This is a genomic window from Dyella flava, assembly GCF_016904955.1.
Taxonomy (GTDB): domain Bacteria; phylum Pseudomonadota; class Gammaproteobacteria; order Xanthomonadales; family Rhodanobacteraceae; genus Dyella_B; species Dyella_B flava.
The window spans coordinates 430,314-450,742 of the sequence record NZ_JADIKE010000039.1; the positions used below are offsets into that span (position 1 = coordinate 430,314).

At 62.0% G+C, this 20,429-nt stretch carries 17 protein-coding genes; 9 read left to right on the forward strand and 8 right to left on the reverse strand.

Annotated features, from left to right (window positions below; all coding sequences use genetic code 11):
• Positions 1-155 precede the first annotated feature (155 nt).
• The 4 genes from msrA to ISP19_RS20315 all read right to left on the reverse strand — a co-directional run bounded on the left by msrA (position 156) and on the right by ISP19_RS20315 (position 2,006).
• Positions 156-839, reverse strand: a complete 684-nt coding sequence (gene msrA, locus ISP19_RS20300; protein WP_204684224.1) for a peptide-methionine (S)-S-oxide reductase MsrA — start codon at positions 837-839, stop codon at positions 156-158.
• 90 nt (positions 840-929) lie between these two features.
• Positions 930-1,142, reverse strand: a complete 213-nt coding sequence (locus tag ISP19_RS20305) for an RNA-binding S4 domain-containing protein (RefSeq protein ID WP_204684225.1) — start codon at positions 1,140-1,142, stop codon at positions 930-932.
• Position 1,143: 1 nt separating this feature from the next.
• A complete protein-coding gene (locus ISP19_RS20310; protein WP_204684226.1) occupies positions 1,144-1,581 on the reverse strand; it encodes a barstar family protein in 438 nt (145 codons plus the stop codon).
• Positions 1,578-2,006 carry a ribonuclease domain-containing protein gene (locus tag ISP19_RS20315; RefSeq protein WP_204684227.1) on the reverse strand — a complete coding sequence of 143 codons (429 nt, stop codon included), beginning with the start codon at positions 2,004-2,006 and terminating at the stop codon, positions 1,578-1,580. The genes ISP19_RS20310 and ISP19_RS20315 overlap by 4 nt, the downstream gene beginning before the upstream one ends.
• A gap of 510 nt (positions 2,007-2,516) precedes the next feature.
• Between ISP19_RS20315 and ISP19_RS20320 the strand changes: the two genes are divergently transcribed.
• The 3 genes from ISP19_RS20320 (at position 2,517) to ISP19_RS20330 (ending at position 6,625) form a co-directional block, all read left to right on the forward strand.
• Positions 2,517-4,199 (forward strand): serine hydrolase, encoded by a 1,683-nt coding sequence (locus ISP19_RS20320; protein WP_204684228.1) that lies wholly within the window; start codon positions 2,517-2,519, stop codon positions 4,197-4,199.
• A 104-nt stretch (positions 4,200-4,303) separates the two neighbouring features.
• Positions 4,304-5,944, forward strand: coding sequence for an alpha/beta hydrolase (locus ISP19_RS20325; protein ID WP_204684229.1), 1,641 nt, complete (start codon positions 4,304-4,306; stop codon positions 5,942-5,944).
• Between the two features lie 186 nt (positions 5,945-6,130).
• Positions 6,131-6,625 (forward strand): hypothetical protein, encoded by a 495-nt coding sequence (locus ISP19_RS20330; protein WP_204684422.1) that lies wholly within the window; start codon positions 6,131-6,133, stop codon positions 6,623-6,625.
• Positions 6,626-6,687: 62 nt separating this feature from the next.
• Here the strand turns inward: ISP19_RS20330 and ISP19_RS20335 are convergent, their stop codons facing one another.
• The 3 genes from ISP19_RS20335 to ISP19_RS20345 all read right to left on the reverse strand — a co-directional run bounded on the left by ISP19_RS20335 (position 6,688) and on the right by ISP19_RS20345 (position 10,456).
• Entirely contained in the window at positions 6,688-7,113 is a 426-nt protein-coding gene (locus tag ISP19_RS20335; RefSeq protein WP_204684230.1) for a VOC family protein, read from the reverse strand.
• A gap of 99 nt (positions 7,114-7,212) precedes the next feature.
• Positions 7,213-8,025 (reverse strand): helix-turn-helix domain-containing protein, encoded by an 813-nt coding sequence (locus ISP19_RS20340; RefSeq protein ID WP_204684231.1) that lies wholly within the window; start codon positions 8,023-8,025, stop codon positions 7,213-7,215.
• A gap of 4 nt (positions 8,026-8,029) precedes the next feature.
• A complete protein-coding gene (locus ISP19_RS20345; protein ID WP_204684232.1) occupies positions 8,030-10,456 on the reverse strand; it encodes a DUF3772 domain-containing protein in 2,427 nt (808 codons plus the stop codon).
• 193 nt (positions 10,457-10,649) lie between these two features.
• Here ISP19_RS20345 and ISP19_RS20350 point away from each other — a divergent pair, with 193 nt between their 5' ends.
• Complete coding sequence (locus ISP19_RS20350) at positions 10,650-12,491, forward strand: ABC transporter ATP-binding protein (protein ID WP_204684403.1); 1,842 nt, start codon at positions 10,650-10,652, stop codon at positions 12,489-12,491.
• Between the two features lie 87 nt (positions 12,492-12,578).
• On the opposite strand, the gene ISP19_RS20355 is transcribed toward ISP19_RS20350, so the two are convergent.
• Positions 12,579-14,345, reverse strand: a complete 1,767-nt coding sequence (locus ISP19_RS20355; protein WP_204684233.1) for a chloride channel protein — start codon at positions 14,343-14,345, stop codon at positions 12,579-12,581.
• Positions 14,346-14,632: 287 nt separating this feature from the next.
• On the opposite strand from ISP19_RS20355, the gene ISP19_RS20360 reads away from it, so the two are divergent.
• The 5 genes from ISP19_RS20360 to ISP19_RS20380 all read left to right on the forward strand — a co-directional run bounded on the left by ISP19_RS20360 (position 14,633) and on the right by ISP19_RS20380 (position 20,371).
• The gene (locus tag ISP19_RS20360; RefSeq protein WP_204684234.1) at positions 14,633-15,058 is read left to right on the forward strand and encodes a heavy metal-responsive transcriptional regulator; all 426 of its coding nucleotides are present in this window, start codon (positions 14,633-14,635) and stop codon (positions 15,056-15,058) included.
• A complete protein-coding gene (locus ISP19_RS20365) occupies positions 15,055-17,649 on the forward strand; it encodes a heavy metal translocating P-type ATPase (protein ID WP_204684235.1) in 2,595 nt (864 codons plus the stop codon). Before ISP19_RS20360 ends, ISP19_RS20365 begins: the two co-directional genes overlap by 4 nt.
• A gap of 79 nt (positions 17,650-17,728) precedes the next feature.
• Positions 17,729-19,150: an NfeD family protein gene (locus ISP19_RS20370; RefSeq protein WP_204684236.1), complete on the forward strand. Its 1,422-nt coding sequence runs from the start codon at positions 17,729-17,731 to the stop codon at positions 19,148-19,150.
• Positions 19,147-19,923 (forward strand): slipin family protein, encoded by a 777-nt coding sequence (locus tag ISP19_RS20375; protein WP_204684237.1) that lies wholly within the window; start codon positions 19,147-19,149, stop codon positions 19,921-19,923. The genes ISP19_RS20370 and ISP19_RS20375 overlap by 4 nt, the downstream gene beginning before the upstream one ends.
• Positions 19,924-20,209: 286 nt before the next feature.
• A complete protein-coding gene (locus tag ISP19_RS20380; protein ID WP_204684238.1) occupies positions 20,210-20,371 on the forward strand; it encodes a hypothetical protein in 162 nt (53 codons plus the stop codon).
• Positions 20,372-20,429: the final 58 nt, after the last annotated feature.

Genomic DNA, 20,429 nt, shown 5'->3' on the forward strand with positions numbered 1-20,429 from the left:
CGACGTCGGGGGGCGCAGGCTTACCCCGACCTACACTCTGAGATACATCTGCTCCGGCACAGTGATAAATCATTGCCGGCCCAAGGGTGCCTTCGCCGCAAGACAAGACATGGCGACGTCGGGGTGCGCAGGCTTACCCCGACCTACGCCCCGACCTACAGCTGCACGTCTACAACCTGCTGCTCCGGCTGATACAGCGCCGGATACTGCTGCTTCAAATGCGCCACCTTCGGTGCATCGTTGATCACGATATACATGTCATCCGGATGATTGCGCGCGTAGTCCTGGTGATAGGCCTCTGCCGTATAAAAGGCTTTCAGCGGCTGCACCAGTGTCACAATGGAAGCGTCGAACACCTTGGCGGCGGTGAGCTGCGCGATATACGCCTGCGCGATCTTTTCCTGCTCCGGGTTGCCATAGAAGATTTCGGAGCGGTATTGCGTGCCGCTATCGGGCCCTTGCCGATTCAACTCGGTCGGGTCGTGCGCGACCGCAAAATACACTTTCAGCAGTTGGCCATAGCTGACCACCGCGGGATCGAACTGAATCTCCACCGATTCGGCATGGCCGGTATTGCCATCGCTGACATCGTCGTAATGGGCCGTGCTGGCATCGCCGCCGCTATATCCCGCCCATACCCGGCGCACGCCGCGGACATGCTCGAATACGGACTGCATGCCCCAGAAACAGCCGCCGGCAAGTACCGCGGTTTCGGTGCCATGCGTGGCAGGTTTGGGGGCGTCGTAGCTGGGGTCGGGGAGGTTGGCGTTGCTTGCTACGGCGGTGCAGGCGGTGAGGCTGCCGAGGACGAATACGCTGATCAGGTGGGGTAGTTTCATGGGGCCTCCGAGGGGATCCGGGTGCTTGGTATTCGCTGGAGCCGGCCGGAGGGTTACCACAAGGGATACCTTGCGATGGGCTGCCCCAGCCTACCCAACCCGGATTTCCACATCATCAATCCGTACAACTTGCCCTGCGTGGATCTTGCACGTCTTGCGCAGTTCCTGCTGCCCGTCCACCCGCACAGCGCCACTGGCAACGATCAATTTCCCCTGGCCGCCGCTATCGCACAGCCCTGCCAATTTCAGCAGTTGATTGAGTTCGACGTAGTCGCCGTCAAGTTCGAAGTCGATGTATTGCATGTCAGCGGTGGGGGGGAAAGGCAATGGGATGTTCGGGCAGGCTGAGAAACGCGAAGAACGGGCGGTCCTGGCCCATGGCGAAACTGGCCGACTCGTGCAGGATGCCCAGGAAGGTATCAAAGTCCTTGATGGCGGCCTGGCGCAGATCGTTGGCGTGGTCGAGCAGCAGGGCATGGCCAACGCCATGCAGCCAGCCCAGATCGCGCAGGCTGTCGACCAGTGCATCCCAGTTTTGGCCAAAGCCTGCGGGCAGCTTCAGCGCAATCGCCAGCCGGCGCAGGAGTTCACCCTTGTCGTGACAGCCGGCCAGGTCGGCACGGCAGACATAAAGATGGCCTTCCTCCGCTGCGGCGGCCAGCGCCTCGAAGTCGGCTGCGTCGACAAAATAGACCCCTCCATCATGGGCTTGGGTCAGGTCGAGGGCGCCTTCTGCGCTCATTGATACACCTGGATGAGTTGGAAGCTGTGGTAGTGGTCGCCGGTGTAATAAAAAACCGAGGGCGGTGTACCGCCTGTGATGATGCGCCGCGTGCCGCGATTGTGTTCACCGGGCGTGTCGACGGTGTACTCGTGATAAAAGCCGCGCGGCTCCGGTGGCAGCAGGCCTTCGTAATTGTTGAACACCACGCCATCCTGACTGTACGGGAACGGTCCATTGTGCATGATGCGTGTCAGCGTAGCGCAGGCTTCCGGCGGCAAGAACGAGGGAAGGCTCCCACCGAAGGCCGGGCAGTTGTTGGTCGGCAACGTGACGTTGCCGTGCGACACCATCTCGGATGGCTGAGCCGTATGGCGATTCCAGTACACCAGCCCGCCGACAAATAGAACCAGCAGCAGTAAAGAGATAAGACGTGATACCGACATCGCGGACTCCTAGGGCCTGTTTACACTATTGACGTAGCTCGCGTTGCCGTTGAGTGGCCGTCAGGTGGTAGTGCGTGGCGCAGGCTTGGCTGGCTGCCAAGCCAAGCCGCGTGCTACCGCATGGCGGCCACTCAACGGCAACCCGAAGGGCCGGGTCTGTTTGCCCACCATCCCGCGTCATCGCTCAGTCGTGTACGGACGTACACGCCATCGCTCTTCCTTGGCTGGCGCGCAAACAGCTCCCGGCGCGAGCCACGCAAATAGTGTAAGCAGGCCCTAGCTTGCGATAACGGGCAGTGTAGTGGGTTCCGCTGGGCGTGTTTGCAACCACGTTGCAAGGACGCGCCGGACGATCGATGGATCAGGCAAGCCACCCGTAACGGGAACGGTTGGCGCGACATCAACACGCCGCTTGCTGCAGTGCGATGCCGATGAACGCGTGACTTCCGGCGCAGGTTGTCGAACGGGCAAGGCAAGCTAGACTGCGGCTTTGTCACGCCTGGAGTCACCATGCCTCGTTCTTCCTTGTCCTTGCGCCTGGCCGGGTGCAGTGCGCTGTTGGTTTTTGCCTCGGCCGCGCCGGCATGGTCTGCTCCGGCCGCACCGGAACAAACGGCCGCGGTGACCACGCAGTCAGCGGCGCAAGCCAGCCTGCCGCCCATGCTGCAGGACTTCGGCGCCTATGTGGACGGCGTGCGCAAGACCTTCAACGTGCCGGGCATTGCGGTGGCGATCGTGAAGGACGGCAAGGTGGTGTTCGAGCAAGGTTATGGCGTGCGTGAAGCCGGCAAGCCGGACAAGGTGGATGCGCATACGCTGTTTGCCATCGCTTCCAACACCAAGGCATTTACCGCCGCCGCGCTGCAGATGCTGGCGGAACAGGGCAAGGTGGATATGGACGGCCGGGTCACCGATTACCTGCCGTGGTTCCAGATGTCCGATCCTTACGTGACGCATGAAATGCGCGTGCGCGATCTGCTGGCGCATCGCAGTGGCCTGAGCCTGGGGGCCGGCGATCTGTTGTATTGGCCGCCGACCAGCTACACCACCAAGGAAGTGGTGGAGCGCCTGGGCAAAGTGCCGCTCACCAATGGTTTCCGCAGTCACTATGCCTACGACAACATCCTGTTTGCAGTGGCGACGTTGATCATCGAGAAAGCATCGGGTGAGTCGTATGCCGACTACCTGCGTGAGCACATCTTCAAGCCGGTCGGCATGGATGAATCGCTGGTCGACATGACCTATCTGAAACCCGGCATGGACTACGCGACCGGGCATGCGCTGTATGACTTCAAGGACCTCAAGCCGGTACCGCCGATGGCCTGGCTCAATGATCCGGGCGCGGGCGGCATCTACGCCAGCGTGCATGACCTGGCGAAGTGGATGAATGTGCAGCTGGCCGGCGGCCAATTGCCGGGCAACGGCCCCGACGGCAAGCCGCGCCACCTGTTCTCGCAGGACAGCCAGAACCAGATGTGGACCATGTTGACCCCGATCCCGGTGAGCAAGCCGCCGATTCCGGAACTGCAGCCGCTGGTGCCGAATTTCTCGGGCTATGGCGAAGGCTGGTTTCTCAGCGATTATCACGGCCAGAAACTGGTGTGGCACACCGGCGGATGGCCGGGCATGGTGTCGCGTGTGACCCTGGTGCCGGGCCAGAACCTGGGCGTGGTGGTGTTGACCAACCAGGAATCCGGCGCGGCCTTCAACGCCGTTACGTATCGCGTGCTCGACGCCTATCTCAACCCCGGCAGCAAGACCGATTGGGCCGCGGTGTACGACAAGGCCGTGCAGCACGCGCATAGCGATGCCGACGACAGCTGGAAGAAGCACGAAGCCGCACGTGATCCGAACAGCAAGCCTTCGCTGCCGCTGGCCGATTATGTGGGCACGTATCGTGATCCGTGGTATGGCGACATCATCATCAGCAACGAAGGCGGCAAGCTGCGTTTGCGCTTCAGCAAGACCAGGCAATTGATCGGCACGATGGAGCCCTGGCAGCACGACACCTTTATCGTGCGGTGGGACGATCGTGCGTTGAATGCCGACGCCTTCGTCAACTTTGCGCTCGATGTCGATGGACATGTGCGCGAAGTACGCATGGAGCCGATCTCGCCGTTGACCGATTTCAGTTTCGATTTCCAGGATTTGCGACTGGTGCCGCTGAAGGATGCGGAAGCCAAGGCGGAGTAGGTGGCATTTTGCGGGCAGGTCGCAAAAGCTCGTCGTCCCGTGCCGGAACGACGAGCTGGACTGGCCGGTTGGGGGTATCTACGCAAGTACACGGGGAGCTAGTCATGCACCAACGTCCATTTGTCTTCTCTGCATTGCTCGCCATCGGCGCGCTGGCCGGCGTTTATGGCTGCGCACAGAAAGAAGAGGCAAACGTTCCCGCCCATCGCTTTTTCCACGTGCAGCTCGGTGCGAATGAAAAACAACCGGTATCCGGCCGCCTGCTGCTGTTTGCGATGAATGCCGCAGCGGCCAAGGCACAGTCGAAGGGTGGCACTGTCACGGACATCGATGCCGATCCTTTCCATCCGACGCAGACCTCGATCGCCGCCGAGAACATCGATCGCCTGACACCTGGCGAGATGGTGGATATCGATGCTGATCACGTGGCCTATCCCGCAGCGTGGTCGGCATTGCCAGCGGGTGATTACGTCGTGCAGGCGGTGCTCGATGTCGGGCACGATTACAACTACCTGGGGCGTACTGCGGGAGACATCGTCAGTAAGGTGGTAACGGTGCATTTGCCCGACAACGCGATTCCCACGCTGACACTCGACCAAACCGTACCTAGCCAGGATCCATGGAAACTGCCGGACTCCATGCCTGCGCCCTTGCGTCAAGCGGCCGCGGCAGCCGAGCAACATTCGCAACTCATCGATTTTGTCAGTCCTTCGTTGACGGCATTCTGGGGGCGGCCCATCCATATGCTTGGGCGTGTGTTGCTGCCGCCCGGTTACGATGCGTCGTCCGACCAGCGTTATCCGACGGTGTATTTCACGCATGGTTTCGGCGGCAACAACGACCGGTTCGGGCGTGTGATGGCTTATGTCGAGGCCGGCATGGCGAGTGGGCAGATGCCGCCGATGATCTGGGTGTTTCTCGATGAATCCAGCGCCACCGGCACGCACGAGTTTGCCGACTCGGTCAACAACGGACCATGGGGACAGGCGCTGACCACCGAGCTGATTCCTTATCTGGAATCGCACTACAAGATGGATGGCGATGCAAACGGGCGCTTCCTCAATGGCCACTCATCCGGCGGTTGGGCAACGCTGTGGTTGCAGACGCGCTACCCGCAGATCTTCGGCGGCACCTGGTCGACGTCGCCCGATCCCAGCGACTTCCATGATTTCACCGGCCCGGATCTGTACGCGCCGCATGCGAACGTCTATCACAAGCCGGATGGCACGCCATGGCCGCTGGTGCGTGACAAAGGCCAGGTGCTCGGTACGTTCGAGCAGTTCGCGAAGATGGAACGCGTGCTGGGTCCGTACGGCGGCCAGATGGCCTCGTTCGAGTGGGTGTTCTCGCCGCGCGGTAAGGACGGCCGGCCGGAGCAGTTGTTCAATCGCGATACCGGCGATGTTGATCCGGCGGTATTGGCTTACTGGAGTGATCACTACGACATCGCCTATCGGCTGCAAAACAACTGGCCGGCATTGAAGCCGGACCTGGACGGCAAGATTCATCTGTATGTGGGCACGGCCGACACCTTCTATCTGGATGGCGCGGCCCACCGCCTGAAAGCAGTGCTGGATGGCCTCCATGCGCATGCCGAATTCCGTTTTATCCCCGGCCGCACTCATTTCGATTTGTATAAGGTCGGTGACGATCCCTACGCGCTGCTGAAGCAGATCAGCTGGTCCATGTACGCCGTGGCCCGGCCGGATACCAAGTTGAAACCGGCCGTAAACCAGGCCCCTTGAGCAACCCGGGACCGGGCTGGCCGGTGTGTCGGCCAGCCGGTTTTCAGGCATAGTTATCGCGGCAAACGCTGTAGGTGCATGGCGTTTGAGGGTGTCGTTTCATGCCGAGGCGACACGTCGGGAACCGCGTTCATCAAGGACGGCGCGCTTCCTGTATCGGGGCATTTCAAGTGGGAGGGATTCACGATGAAATCATTTGGGTTGATCGCAGTGCTGGCAGCCGCTGTGATGGCTGCTCCGGGTGTCTATGCGCAATCAGCCGCACCGGCGGCGGGTAGCACGATGACCGTAACGTGCAACGACGGTACGACGCAGACGGTTTCCACCACCAAGGGTGCCTGTCACGGGCACAAGGGCATCAACAAGTCAGCGAGCGGTTCGTCCGGCTCCAGCTCAGGCAGCAGTTCGAGTAGCGGTTCGAGCAGCAACTCATCGTCGGCCGCTGCGGCACCGACTGCTGCCAGCAAGTCGACTGCGTCCTCGAGCAAGTCCGCTCCGGCAGCCACGCCGGCAGCAGGTGGCGGTCCCGGTCAGGTTTGGGTGAACACCGGCTCGAAGACCAAGGTGTATCACTGTCAGGGCAGCAAGTGGTATGGCACGACCAAGCAGGGCAAGTACATGAGTACGTCTGACGCGCAGGCGGCCGGTTATCACGCTGCCAAGAACGAGAAGTGCTCGTAATGCAAGGTTTCAAAAGGTAGTTTCCGACAACGGGCCGGTACATGCCGGCCCGTTTTTTTATCTCAGGGCGTTTGCCACGGGTTGTAGCTGCCGAACCACCACAGGTGGCCTTCCGGATCACGGCAGCCATAACCGGCGCCGCCATAATCCTTCTCCGCATATTCGTCGATGATCACCGCGCCAGCGGCTTTGGCGCGCTCGTAGTGCGCCTTGCAATCGGTCACGGTAACGGCCGAGCATTGTGTTTCGCGGCCCTGGATTTCATCCGGTTGCGCCATGTATCGGCCAATACCTTCCGGATGGGTGTCGCTGAGCATCACCATGCCGGTTCCGAAAGTGAGTTGCGCGTGCATGACGCGCCCCTTGTCATCCTCATACACCGCCTGCTTTTCGAAGCCGAAGGCGTTGCAAAGCCAGTCGATCGCCGCGTGGGCGTTACGGTAACGCAGCGCGGGAATGATGGTGCTGCCGTGATGGGGCTGGTTCATGGCATGGCATCTCGCTGGGATGGTTGCTTAAGCCTAAGACGTCGGCATGGCTCACGTCTTGTAGATTTTTTTGAGCGGCCAGGAGCCATCCGGCTGCGTTCAGAGCGACAAATGGTTGAGGTATGGCCCACGCAGGGCGGCAAACTCGGAGGGCGTGATGCCGGAGAAACGGCGGAATTCGTGGCTCAGATGCGCCTGATCGCAATAGCCGCCTTCGACCGCAAGACGTGCCCAATCCAGCTGTTGCACGGGATAAGCCATGTCGACCACGGCACGAAAGCGCATCAGGCGTGCGTATTGCTTGGCGGTCATGCCTGCGTGGCGGCGGAACAGCAGTCCGAAGCGATGGGCGGAATAACCGCTGTCGCGTTGCAGGCGTCCGATGGAAGGTACATCCGGTATGCGGGCCAGCGCGGCAATGGCGTGCATGATGGTGGCGTCCCATGACGGTTCCGCCGTCAGCTGCAGCAGCCATTGCTCCAGCAACGCCAGCCGCTCCACCGGCGCTGCCGTTTCCAACAGACGCTGGCGCAATCGTTGCGCGCGCAAGCCGAACATATCTTCGAGATTGATATCGTGCCGGGTGAGTTCTTCCGCATTCAGTCCGATCAGGGCATGTGCGCCGCCAGGGCGGAAATTCACACCTATCACGCGTACCTGTTCGGCGGTATCGATGATGCAGCTTTGCCGGTACGGCCCGCCGATGACACTGCCGGATGCGCGTATGCACTGGCGCGTGCCGTCATCGCGATAGACCCGGGTTTCATCCTCCAGCAGATTGATGATCAGGCTGGTGGAAGGATTGGGCAGGATGCGCTCGTAGCGGAATTCGCCCGCCGGCATGTCCCAGTCCCAGATGGCTTCGATGATGGCAGCCAGCGGTGGGGCAGGGACGATGCGTAGCAGGCCCATACGATTATCCGGGTGCGTCTTCGCCCAACGGGCCGAGGTTGCGCACGATCATGCTTTGCGGCGTAGACAGCGGCAGCTGCGCCTTTTCCAGGCGCGCCAGCAGGTCGAACAGCAGTTCGCTTTTTATCCCGGATGCTTCGCGCGGACTGCGCACGTACGCTACGCCGCTAAAGCTCATCGCGGTGCTGGTGATGTCGTCCAGTGTGACGTAGGGGGCCGGCGTTTCGAGGGTCGCGTTGTTGTCGTTCAGCGCCTCCAGCATGATTTCGCGCATCTTGGCGGCATCCGTACCCAGCGGCATGGGCAAGGTGATTTTCACGCGGCCCAGCGCATTGCCGTGGGTGACGTTGCGCAGGTTCTGGGTGATGAACTGGGAGTTCGGCACGATCATGGTCGAGCGATCCCACAGCTGGATTTCCGTGGCGCGCACATTGATGCGTTTCACGTCGCCCTCCACGCCGGACATGCTCACCCAGTCACCGACCTTCACCGGTTGCTCGGCCAGCAGGATCAATCCCGAAATAAAGTTCGAGACGATCGCCTGCAAACCAAAACCAATACCTACCGACAGCGCACTGGCGATCCAGGTCAGGCTTTGCAGGCTGACGTCCGCAGTCTTCAGCGCCAGCGCAAAGACGATCACCACCGCCACGTAGTTGAGCAGCGTGACGATCGACATCTGCATGCCAAGATCGAACTTGGTCTTCGGCAACAGCTGTTCCGACAGCCAGCGCTTGATGATGCGCACCACCATCAGGCCAACCACGAAGACGATCAGCGCATTGAAAATCGCGCCGGGCTTGATGGTCAGCTGGCCAACCTTGAGCCCGACGAAAACATTGCCGATGTGCGAGAACAGATCGTTCGGGCCGCCGCCAAATGGCATCAGCAGGGTACCCACGGCCACCATCAGCAACAGCACGCGGCATAGCGCCGACAGCACCGTCGAGGATTGCTCCAGTGCGCTGGGCGAAATGTTGAAGGCCGATTGCAGTTTCTGGCCGCTTCGTCCCTTGGGATTGAGCACGGTTTCGAACAGATCGTGTTGCAGATGCGTGAGTATGTACAGCGACGACACGATCATGCCGATCCACAGCATCTGCCAGGAAATGAAAAAGGCAAACGCGATATAGCCGGTGAAGACCGCCAGCCATGCAATGACCACGGCCAGCGTCGCCAGCCCGGCAAGCGCGCCGACCCATAACGGATGCTTTGCCTGGTGGTGTTGATGATCGTGACTGCGTTTGATGCGCTTGACGCGCATCAGCGCGGTGCCGATCAGTCCGCTGATCAGCAGTGCCAGCAGTGCGCGTGTGCAGACAGCAGCGGGCAGACTGGTGCCGGCAGTGCTGTTCAAATGTTCAAGTACGCCCAGCAGCAGGAATGCGCCACCCAGCAACCACGGGAACCAGCGCAGCGCGTGCGCTGTGCGATCCAGCAAGTTGGGCAGTCGCCAGGACGGGTGATGGAAAGAGAGCAGGGCGCGTCCAAGACCCGCGACAAACGCGGAGAAGAAGGCTGAGCGCACGATCGCCTGCGCCAGCGCGTCCAGGTCATCATCAAGCGTGTCGTTCCAGTTGAGGCCCTGGTGGACCAGCCAGAACGCCAGGCCGATCGACAGCGTGACGGTAAGCGTGAAGATCAACGCCAGGGCGCTGCGCCGGAAATGCCCTTCGGGCATGAAGCGGCGGGCTATGACCAACGTAAGGCGCTCGGCGAGCCAGCGGCCCGGCACGATCAACAGCACCGCACCGATCAGGCACAGCAGAAACGGCGTGCGACTGTCCGGCTGCCAGGCGGTGCTGATGCCATCGGCCAGCCGGCCGCCAATGCGCTTCAGGTGGGCCATGTCGTCGGGGAACGACTTCACCACGTCAGACCAGAAGTGGATGCTCAGCGGCGAGTCGGCGCGCAGGGTCAGCTGGGTCTGGAATTGCTGGTTGCGCGTTTCGGCAATTTCCGTGGTCAGCTTGGTCGCATCCTGGCTCAGCAACTGCGCCTGCTTTATCTCGCCGTCCAGCTTGCTCTTGTCGCGTTCGAGCTGACGGCGTTGCTGGCTGACTGCTGCCGTTTCCGGTGGCGCGCCAGCTGCCGGAGGAGGGCCGAGCACGGTCAGGCGCGATTGCAGGCTGTCCATCTGCGGCGCCAGCGTCGTCACCCACTGATCGGCCTGCTGCTGCACCGTGCCCGCCTGGCTGCGCAGATCACCCACCGGTGCGCCGCTGGCCGACTTGTTGCTCAGCGTGGTCTTGATGGTATCGAGCTGTTTGCTGAGGTTGACCAGTGCCTGGGCCGGATCTTGAGTGGAACTCGCACTGGCCGGCGCAGAACTGGCCGATGCGGGACTCTGCGCATGGGCGGCCGAGGCCGCGAAGCCGAGCAGGCTCAGCGCAAGCGAAAGGATCGAAAGCTGACGAATGAAGGTACGCATGCTCGGCATCATCCGAATGACGTGCCGTATGGTCAATTGCCTCTGACCGTATTGGCCGTTCAAGGGTAGTCGGCGTTCAGGCAGGCGCAGTGTATGGAAGAAGCGTGACGAATCGTCAGTGTTTGCTCAGCTTGTATAGTGTGCGGGCTCAACCCTCTATTCCCGCTGGCCCGCAGACGGGCAGGACGTCATGATCTTTCGCTGGTTCGAATCGCTGATCGACGCCTTCAAGGAGCCGGTCGACAGCATGCCGCCCAAATCCGTGTGGCGGTTCTATGTGTTCTATCTGCGCCAGGTGTGGCCGGTTTTTGCGGCGGCCATCGTGGTGGGCTTTGGGGTGGCGCTGGTCGAGGTGTCGCTGTTTGGCTTTATCGGTCGCATCGTGGACATGGCCAAGGGCGCGCCCGGCAAAGCCTTCTTCCAGGCGCATGGCCACGAACTGTTATGGATGGGCTTCGTGGCCCTGGTGCTGCGCCCGCTGTTCATCAGCGTGCACGATCTGCTGGTGAACCAGGCGGTGGTGCCCAACCTCACCAATCGCATCCGCTGGCAGAACCATCGCTATGTGATTCGCCAGAGCCTGGGGTTCTTCCAGAACGACTACGCCGGACGCATCGCCAACCGCATCATGCAGACCGGCGCATCACTGCGCGAATCGGCGGTGCAGATCGTCGACGCGATCTGGTACGTGGCGATCTACACCGGCAGCGCCATTGTGATGTTTGCGCAGGCCGACATGTGGCTGGCGGCGCCGTTGGTGGTCTGGCTGTTTGCCTACATCGGCACGCTGTATGTCTTCATCCCGCGCACGCGTGAACGCTCGTGGCTGGCTTCGGAAGCGCGCTCCAAATTGATGGGCCGGATCGTGGATGGCTACAGCAATGTGCTGACCCTCAAGCTGTTTGCCCACACCCAGCGTGAAGAAGCCTATGTGGCCGAGGCGATGGAAGAGCAGACACAGAAACTGCGCCGCATGACCCGCCTCACCACCGCGATGGATGCCACCATCACCACGCTCAACGGCTTCCTGATCGTCGGCACTTCGGCGCTGGCGGTGTGGCTGTGGAGCGAGGGCAGGGTCACCGTCGGCGCGATTGCGCTTTCCACCGGCCTGGTGATTCGCATCAACAACATGTCCGGCTGGATCATGTGGGTGGTCAACGGCATTTTTGAAAATGTCGGCACGGTGCAAGACGGCATCACCACCATCTCCCAGCCACGTACCGTGCAGGACCGCGAAGGTGCGATGCCGCTGGAAGTGGTGGCTGGCGAGGTGCACTTCGAGGACATCCACTTTCACTACGGCAAGCAGGGCGGCGTGATTGCCGGACTGAACCTGTCGGTGCGGCCGGGCGAGAAAATCGGTTTGGTCGGGCCATCCGGCGCCGGCAAATCTACGCTGGTGAACGTGCTGTTGCGCCTGTATGACCTGGAAGGCGGCCGTATCCGCATCGATGGCACCGATATTTCACAGATAACGCAGGAAAGCCTGCGTTCGCAGATCGGCGTCGTCACCCAAGACACGTCCCTGCTGCATCGCTCAGTGCGCGACAACCTGCTTTACGGTCGCCCCGATGCCAGTGAGGGGCAGTTGTGGGAAGCGGTGCGCAAGGCGCGCGCCGATGAGTTCATTCCCAACCTGATCGACGGCGAAGGCCGCCGCGGCCTGGATGCGCATGTCGGCGAACGCGGCGTGAAACTTTCCGGTGGCCAGCGCCAACGCATCGCCATTGCGCGCGTGCTGCTGAAAGATGCGCCGATCCTCGTGCTCGATGAAGCGACTTCTGCACTGGACTCCGAAGTGGAAGCCGCCATCCAGGAAAGCCTGGAGTTGCTGATGGAAGGCAAGACCGTGATCGCCATCGCGCATCGCCTCTCGACCATCGCGCGCATGGACCGCCTGGTGGTGATGGACAAGGGGCTGGTGGTGGAAACCGGCACGCACGGGGAGCTGATTGCCCATGACGGCTTGTATGCCAGGTTGTGGCAGCGCCAGACGGGTGGTTTTGTCGCGGCGGATGACGCCCTGGTGTAATGCAGAAAAGCCGGAGCATGGCGCTCCGGCTTGTTCGTGCGAGGCTGATGGCCTTGATGCGTTATGGGCATCAGCGTGCCAAACGCATCACGGAGCCACGGCTTTTCGCCCCAGCTGCCGGGCAGCGTCGCGTGCTTCCTTCAACCGCTTGGCGTGAGCCGCGAGCAGATCGCCGCGCGTGACGATGCCCACCATGGTATGCGGCGCATCCTTGCTCACTACAATCAGGCGGCCGACTTCGGATTCGACCATGTGATCGGCGGCTTCGCGCAGCGTATGGTCTTCCCTTACCACCAACGGCGGGCGCGTAATCAGCGACTGCAGGCTGGCGTTGTCAGGGGTCGAGGTTTGATAGATCTGGCGACGGGTCACCACGCCGACCAGCTTTCCATGCGGGTCAATGACCGGGAAGCCCTGGTGCTTGGTGGTCGTACCATCACAGCCGAGCCAGTCCCGAATCTCCCCGGTGGTCTGGTTGGCGCGCAAGCTCACCACGTCCCGGCTGCAGGCATCGCTCACGTAAATCTGATCCAGATAATCGGCTGCGTAATCCGACGGCACGCGCACGCCGCGGCGCACGATCTTTTCAGTCATGATGGTGTTGCGCATCATCAGGCCAGAGATCAGATAAGCCGCCGCGCAGGCGCCGAGCAGCGGCAACAGGCCATGCGGTTGTTGCGTGGTCTCAAACGCGAACACCACTGAAGTGAGAAAGGCACGTGAAGCACCGGCAAAGATCGCCGCCATGCAAATCAGCGCCGCCATGCGCGGATCGATCTGCAACCAGGGTGCGACATGCACCAGCGCCAGTCCAATCACACCGCCCATCGCGCCACCGATGGTGAACAACGGTGCCAGCGTACCGCCTGACGTACCACTGCCCAGCGCGACCAGCCACGAAACGAGCTTCAGCAGGCACAGTGCGAGCATGGTGCCCAGGCCGAACTGTCCGGCGAGCACCGATGCGATATTGGTATAGCCCACGCCAAGCGTCAGCGGCATGAAGTAGCCGACGATGCCGACCACCACGCCGCCCAGCGCCGGCCACCACATCCAGTGGATGGGCAGTTTCTCGAAGCCATCCTCGACCGCGTAGACCAGCTTGGTGATGCCGACGCTCACCACGCCGATGAGGAGGCCGAGCACGATATAAGTGGCCAGGGCGGGCAGGGTAGGCGCAGCCATGTCCGGCATCGGAAACATCGGCTGGTTGCCTTCCAGTATGTAGCGAATGCCCGTACCGACCGTGGCCGCCAACGCGACAGGGATCAGCGAACGTGCGCGGCGTTCGAACAGCAGCAATTCAACCGCGAGCAGGACCGCTGAGATCGGCGCGGAAAACACCGCCGCCATACCGGCCGCCGCACCCGCGGCGAGCAGTGTCTTGCGTTCATCCGCCGTGACATGCATGAGCTGCGCGATCAGCGAGCCCAGCGCGCCACCGGTAGCAATGATCGGACCTTCCGCGCCAAACGGGCCGCCGGTACCGATAGCGACGGCCGATGAAACCGGCTTCAGCCAGGTGATGCGTGGAGGAATGCGGCTTTCATTGAGCAGCACTTGTTCCATCGCTTCGGGAATGCCGTGACCGCGAATGGCACGCGAACCCCAGCGTGCCATGACACCGACGATGAGGCCGCCGATGACCGGCACCGCGATCATCCATTGGCCAAGATGCGTACCGGCCGGGCTGACAAAGTCGAAGCTCCAACGGCCGTAGAACGCCAGGTTGGTGACCAGGCCAATCAGGGCCGTGAGTATTTTGGCGACACACGCTACGACTGCCCCGAGCCACAAGGCGACAAAGCTGATCCATAGTACGCGCCGGTCCAGCGGACGAAATTGCCGCGGCATGTGGGCTGCGGCAAGCGTGGGGTCCAGCGACGGCGCCAATGGCACCGACGCTCGGGTGTGTTGCTCAGATTCTGTATGCACTTTCTGTAGGCCAGACCTTAAGGTCGCGCAAGGTTACTGGGATGGTGTCGCAGTAGCTGGCTGGAAAATGAACGTGCGATTTTCGGGTTTGCCGCCCGTTATACACCTTCGCCCCCGATGGCTTGCGACCAGCGGAGGAGCCTGTCGCGCCTGGCTTCCGGCGGCCTATTGACTCTTGACCTAGATCAATAGTCTAGACTTGCGCCATGACCAGCACACAGCCTTCCCTGACTATCGGTGCCGTCGCCAAGCGCGCCGGCGTTGCTATCGACACCATCCGCTATTACGAGCGCGAGGGTCTGCTGCCCGAGCCGTTACGGCGTGCGTCCGGCTACCGCAGCTACAACGAGTCGGTCATCAGCCGGCTGCGCTTCATTCGTCGCGCCAAGGATCTGGGTTTCACGCTGGAGGAGATCCGCGACCTGCTGGCGCTGTCGGCCGATCGCCATCGCGGCGTGAAGGCGGTCAAGCAGCGCGCGGAGCAGCGCCTGGCCAGCATCGATGCGCGCATCGCGGAACTGATGCGTATCCGCACAGGCCTGGAGCAATTGATCGAAGCGTGTCCTGGACGAGGTGATCCGGGGCACTGCCCGATCTTGCGCGCGCTCGCCGATGAGGAGCCGCAAGCATGAGCGCGCCAGGTACGTGCTGCCAGTCAGCCAATAACACTGCACGCGATCCGATTTGCGGCATGAGCGTGGATAAGACCCAGGCGCAGCACCGCAGCGACTACAGCGGCCAGACCTTTTATTTCTGTTGCGGTGGATGCAAGAGCAAGTTCGATGCCGATCCCGCACGTTATGCGCAGCCGGTGGTCAAGCCATTCGCGCCGACTTTGCATAGCTTGCCGATGGCCGGACAGGCGCATACACATACACATGCGCACGCGCATACGCATGGCGAGAGCCATGCTGCCTCCATGGCGAAGGATCCGGTGTGCGGCATGAGCGTCGACCCGGCCACCACGCCGCATCGTGCGGAACACGAAGGTCATACGCACTATTTCTGTGCGGCTGGATGCAAACAGAAGTTCATCGCTCATCCGGAGTTCTATCTGCAAGAACACCGTGCCCCCGTGGCAGCGGTGCCCGGCGCGACCTACACCTGTCCGATGCATCCGGAAGTACAGCAGGATGGTCCCGGCGATTGCCCGAAATGCGGCATGGCGCTGGAACCGATGATGCCCAGCCTGGATGAAGACGACTCCGGCGAAGTGAAGGCCATGCAGCGCCGCTTGTGGTCGTTGGCGGGCCTGACACTGCCGGTGTTCCTGATCGCGATGCTGCCGGATATGGGGATGCCTGTGCCGATGGCCTGGGCGGGCGCGGCGGGGTGGATGGAAGCGCTATTGGCCAGCATCGTGGTGTTGCGGGGCGGTGCTCCGTTTTTCGCGCGCGGCTGGCGGTCACTGCGACCCTGGCAGCCAAACATGTACACGCTGATTGCCATCGGCACGGGCGTGGCGTGGATCTATAGCGCGCTGGCTTTCTTGTTGCCACAGATCTTCCCACCCGGTTTCCGCGATATGCATGGACGTGTTGCGGTGTATTTCGAATCCGCCGCGGTGATTGTCACGCTGGTGACGCTGGGCGATTTTCTGGAGTGGCGCGCGCGCCGGCGCACCGGCGCTGCTCTGAAGGCGCTGTTGGGCCTTGCTCCGAAAACGGCGCGGCGCATAGTCGGCCATGAAGACCTCGATGTGCCGCTGGATGAGGTGCATGTTGGCGACGTGCTGCGTATTCGACCCGGCGAAAAAGTGCCGGTGGATGGCGTGGTGCTGAGCGGCAGCAGCCAGGTCGACGAATCCATGCTTACCGGCGAACCGATGCCGGTGAGCAAGGAGCCGGGCGATACGCTCACCGGTGGTACGGTGAATCGCGATGGCGCGCTGACCATGCGCGCCGAAAAGGTCGGCGCCGCAACCGTGCTGGCGCAAATCGTGACGCAAGTAGCACAGGCGCAACGCAGCAAGGCGCCGTTGCAGCGGGTGGCCGATCGGGTGGCCGCGTGGTTTGTGCCGACGGTCATTGCGGTGGCGATACTGGCTTTTGCGGGATGGATCTGGCTTGGGCCCGACCCGCGCTTTGCCCATGCGCTGATCGCGGCGGTGTCGGTGCTCATCGTGGCGTGTCCCTGCGCGCTGGGTCTGGCTACGCCGATTTCGATCATGGTGGCCAGCGGTCGCGGTGCGCAGCAAGGCTTGTTGTTCAAGGATGCGGCGGCGATCGAAACCATGCGTGAAGCCGATACGCTGGTGGTGGACAAGACCGGCACCTTGACCGAAGGCAAGCCGTCATTGACGTCCATCGTGCCGTTCGATCAGCACCGCCGTGCCGAGTTGCTGGCGCTGGCGGCAAGCCTTGAGCGCTCCAGCGAACATCCGCTGGCCAAGGCAATCCTGGCTGCCGCGAAGGAAGAACAGATCGACGTGGCCGACGCCAGGGATTTCCACGTGCTCAATGGTGGCGGCGTCAGCGGTCGTGTCGGGCAAAGCGAGGTGGTATTCGGCAATGCACGACTCATGCAGCAGCACGGTATCGACCTGGACCAGGAAACCCAAGCCAAAGCCGATGCCCTGCGTGGCGATGGCGCTACGGTGATGATGCTCGCCATTGACGGCAAAACGAGCGGTTTGTTTGCCGTCAGCGATCGCATCAAGCCGGATACGCCGCAAGCCATCGCCGAACTCAAGGCATCCGGCATGCGGATCGTGATGCTCACCGGCGACAACGCCGTTACGGCCCGCAGTGTGGCGCGCGATCTGGGTATCGAAGAGGTACACGCTGATGTGTCGCCAACGGGCAAGGCGGCGGTGATCGAAACCTTGCGCAAGCAAGGCCGGCGCGTGGCGATGGCCGGTGACGGCATTAACGACGCGCCCGCGCTGGCGGCCGCGGATGTCGGTATCGCCATGGGGCACGGCACGGATGTGGCGATCGAAAGTGCGCAACTTACCTTGGTGAAAGGAAGCCTGACGGGCATCCTGCACGCGCGTAGCTTGTCACAGGCCACCGTGCGCAATATCCGCCAGAACCTGTTTTTTGCCTTCATCTATAACGCGCTGGGCGTGCCGCTGGCGGCAGGGGTGTTGTATCCGCTGTTCGGCATCATGCTGTCGCCGATGCTTGCGGCGCTGGCGATGAGCCTGTCGTCGGTGTCAGTCGTTAGCAATGCGTTGCGGCTGCGCGATGCGGAGGTGAGTTCCGACCTCGCTGCAAAATAGTCTCGCCGAAGCGTAATATCGCTCCCACAGCCGCCACACGCGACGGCTGCATGATGATGTCGGCCGGGAGGCCTGTGTCATGTCACGGAGAGGGTGGTTCGTGTGGAGTGGCGCCTTGTGCGCGGTATTGGCTTTGGCATGGACGCCACCGACCGTCGAGGCGCCCGCGGCAGCTTCGGACGCTGCTTTCGTTGCGCGTATCGAATTGATCGGTCCGATCGGTCCGGCGGCCGCTGAATATGTGCACGGTGCAATCCAGCACGCCACCGATGACGGCGCCAAAGCCATTGTGTTGCAGCTGGACACACCGGGCGGCTTGATTGAATCCATGCGCGACATCGTGGCGGATATTCTCGCTGCCAAAGTACCGGTGATCGGCTATGTGGGGCCGGCCGGTGCGCGTGCGGCGTCGGCGGGTACTTATATTCTGTATGCGTGTCCGCTGGCGGCGATGGCGCCGGGAACGCATCTGGGCGCGGCAACGCCGGTCGATCTGGGCGGCGGTACACCGATGCCGTCGCCATTCGGCAACGGCTTTCCGGCATCCAGCAAATCAGCGGATAAATCCGCGCCTGGCAACAATGCCGTCAGCGATGCCGAGGCCAATAAGGTACTCAATGACGCGATCGCGATGATCCGTTCACTGGCGCAGCTGCACGGGCGCAACGCGGTATGGGCGGAGCAGGCTGTGCGCGGTGCCGCAACGCTGACCGCCAACGAGGCCGCTGCGCAGCATGTGATCGATTTTGTCGCCGCCGATCCGTCATCGCTATTGGCGCAAGCCGATGGACGCACGGTGAAGATAGGAGAGCAATCAGTCACCCTGGCGCTGCGGGATTTGCCGTTACGGGACTATCCGCCGAACTGGCGCGCGCGCTTCCTCGGCATCATCACCAATCCGACCATCGCCTATGTACTGCTGCTGGCCGGTATTTACGGGCTGATTATCGAAGCCTTTCATCCCGGCAGCTTCTTCCCCGGCGTCACCGGCGGCATTTGCCTGTTGATCGGCTTGTATGCCTTGCAACTGCTGCCGGTGAGCTACGCCGGACTGATCCTGATGGCACTGGGTGTGGCGTTGTTGCTGGCGGAGGCGTTCGTGCCCACGGCCGGCGTGCTGGGCGTGGGCGGGGTGATTGCCTTTGTGCTCGGCTCGATCATGCTGTTCCGCACCGATGTGCCCGGTTACAGCGTGAACCTGGGCGTGATCCTGGGCATTGCCTGCTGCGCGATCATCATGCTCGGCTTGCTGCTGCGGCTGGTGATGCGCGCGCGTCGCGCCCGTGCGTTCAACGGCGAAGAACAGATGCTGCAAAATACGGGTGAATTACTGCAGGCCGTCGCAGCGGGCGGCCAGGGTTGGGCACGTATCGGCGGCGAACGCTGGCGCGTGCAATGCGAGGCGGCGCTTCCCGCCGGTGCGCCGGTGCGCGTGGTCAGCCGTCATGGCTTGTTGTTGCAGGTGACGGCGGCGCGGGCAGGCGAAGGAGAATCTTCATGATCGGCTTTGCGGGCGTTGTCGTGCTTGTCGTGATTGCGCTGTTGTTTTCTGCGATCAAGGTTTTGCCGGAATACCAGCGTGGCGTGGTGCTGACATTGGGCCGCTATACCGGCACCAAGGGGCCGGGGCTGTTCGTGCTGGTGCCGATGGTGCAGCGGATGACGCGGGTGGATCTGCGCGTGACGGTAATGGACGTTCCGCCGCAGGATGTGATTTCCCGCGACAACGTTTCGGTACGCGTCAACGCGGTGGTGTATTTCCGGGTGATGGAGCCGGACAAGTCGGTGCTGAAGGTGTCCGATTTTTTGCAGGCCACCAGCCAGCTCTCGCAGACGCGCCTGCGTTCGGTGCTCGGCCAGCATGAGCTGGACGAGATCCTGTCGCAGCGCGACTCGATCAATCACAGCCTGCAGCAGATCCTGGACGAGGCGACCGATCCCTGGGGCATCAAGATCACTAATGTCGAGATCAAGGATGTCGACCTCAACGAGACCATGGTGCGTGCCATCGCTCGCCAGGCCGAGGCCGAGCGCGAACGGCGCGCCAAGGTGATTCACGCCGATGGCGAGCTGCAGGCCTCGGAAAAACTGCGTGACGCCGCCGCCATGCTGGCGCAGCAGCCACAGGCTTTGCAGCTGCGTTATCTGCAGACCCTGGCCAGCATGTCCAACAGCGGGCAGTCCAGCACCATCGTATTTCCGCTGCCGCTGGATCTGCTCAAGCCATTGCTGGATGGCGTTGAAAGGAATCGGGGAGGAGAAGGAAAAGCATAGCTTGGACTTTGGCGCGCTTTAGCCAGCGTCAGATGGTCTGCTGGAATGTGTGACATCACCTCGCCGTCGTCCCGGCGCAGGCCGGGATCCAGCGTCTTTCGCTTTGTGCGAAATGATTTAACACCAGAGCAAAGTCACTGGGTCCCGGCCTGCGCGGGACGACGAACAAACGGGGCCTTTCCCATGACGTCTGTCAGATCCAATAGATGACGCCTGCGCCTGCCACCGCCGACACCGAAAACCGATGATGCTTCCCACACCGATCCGGGTGAGGGAGGAGCAAGTCATGAGCGCTATCAATGACACACGCAGCACCTTTGAAAAATACCTGCCGCTGTTGGTTGGCCTGTTGGTCGCCTTCCTGGCCGGCAAGGCCCTGAAACGCACTTTCTGGACGCTGTTCGGCATGTACTGGGCGCTGCACGCCACGGGCATCCATCTGTTCTAGACAAGGATTGTGCGTCGGGCTGGATGCCCTTATGGTGCGCGGGCCCGAATCCGGAGTC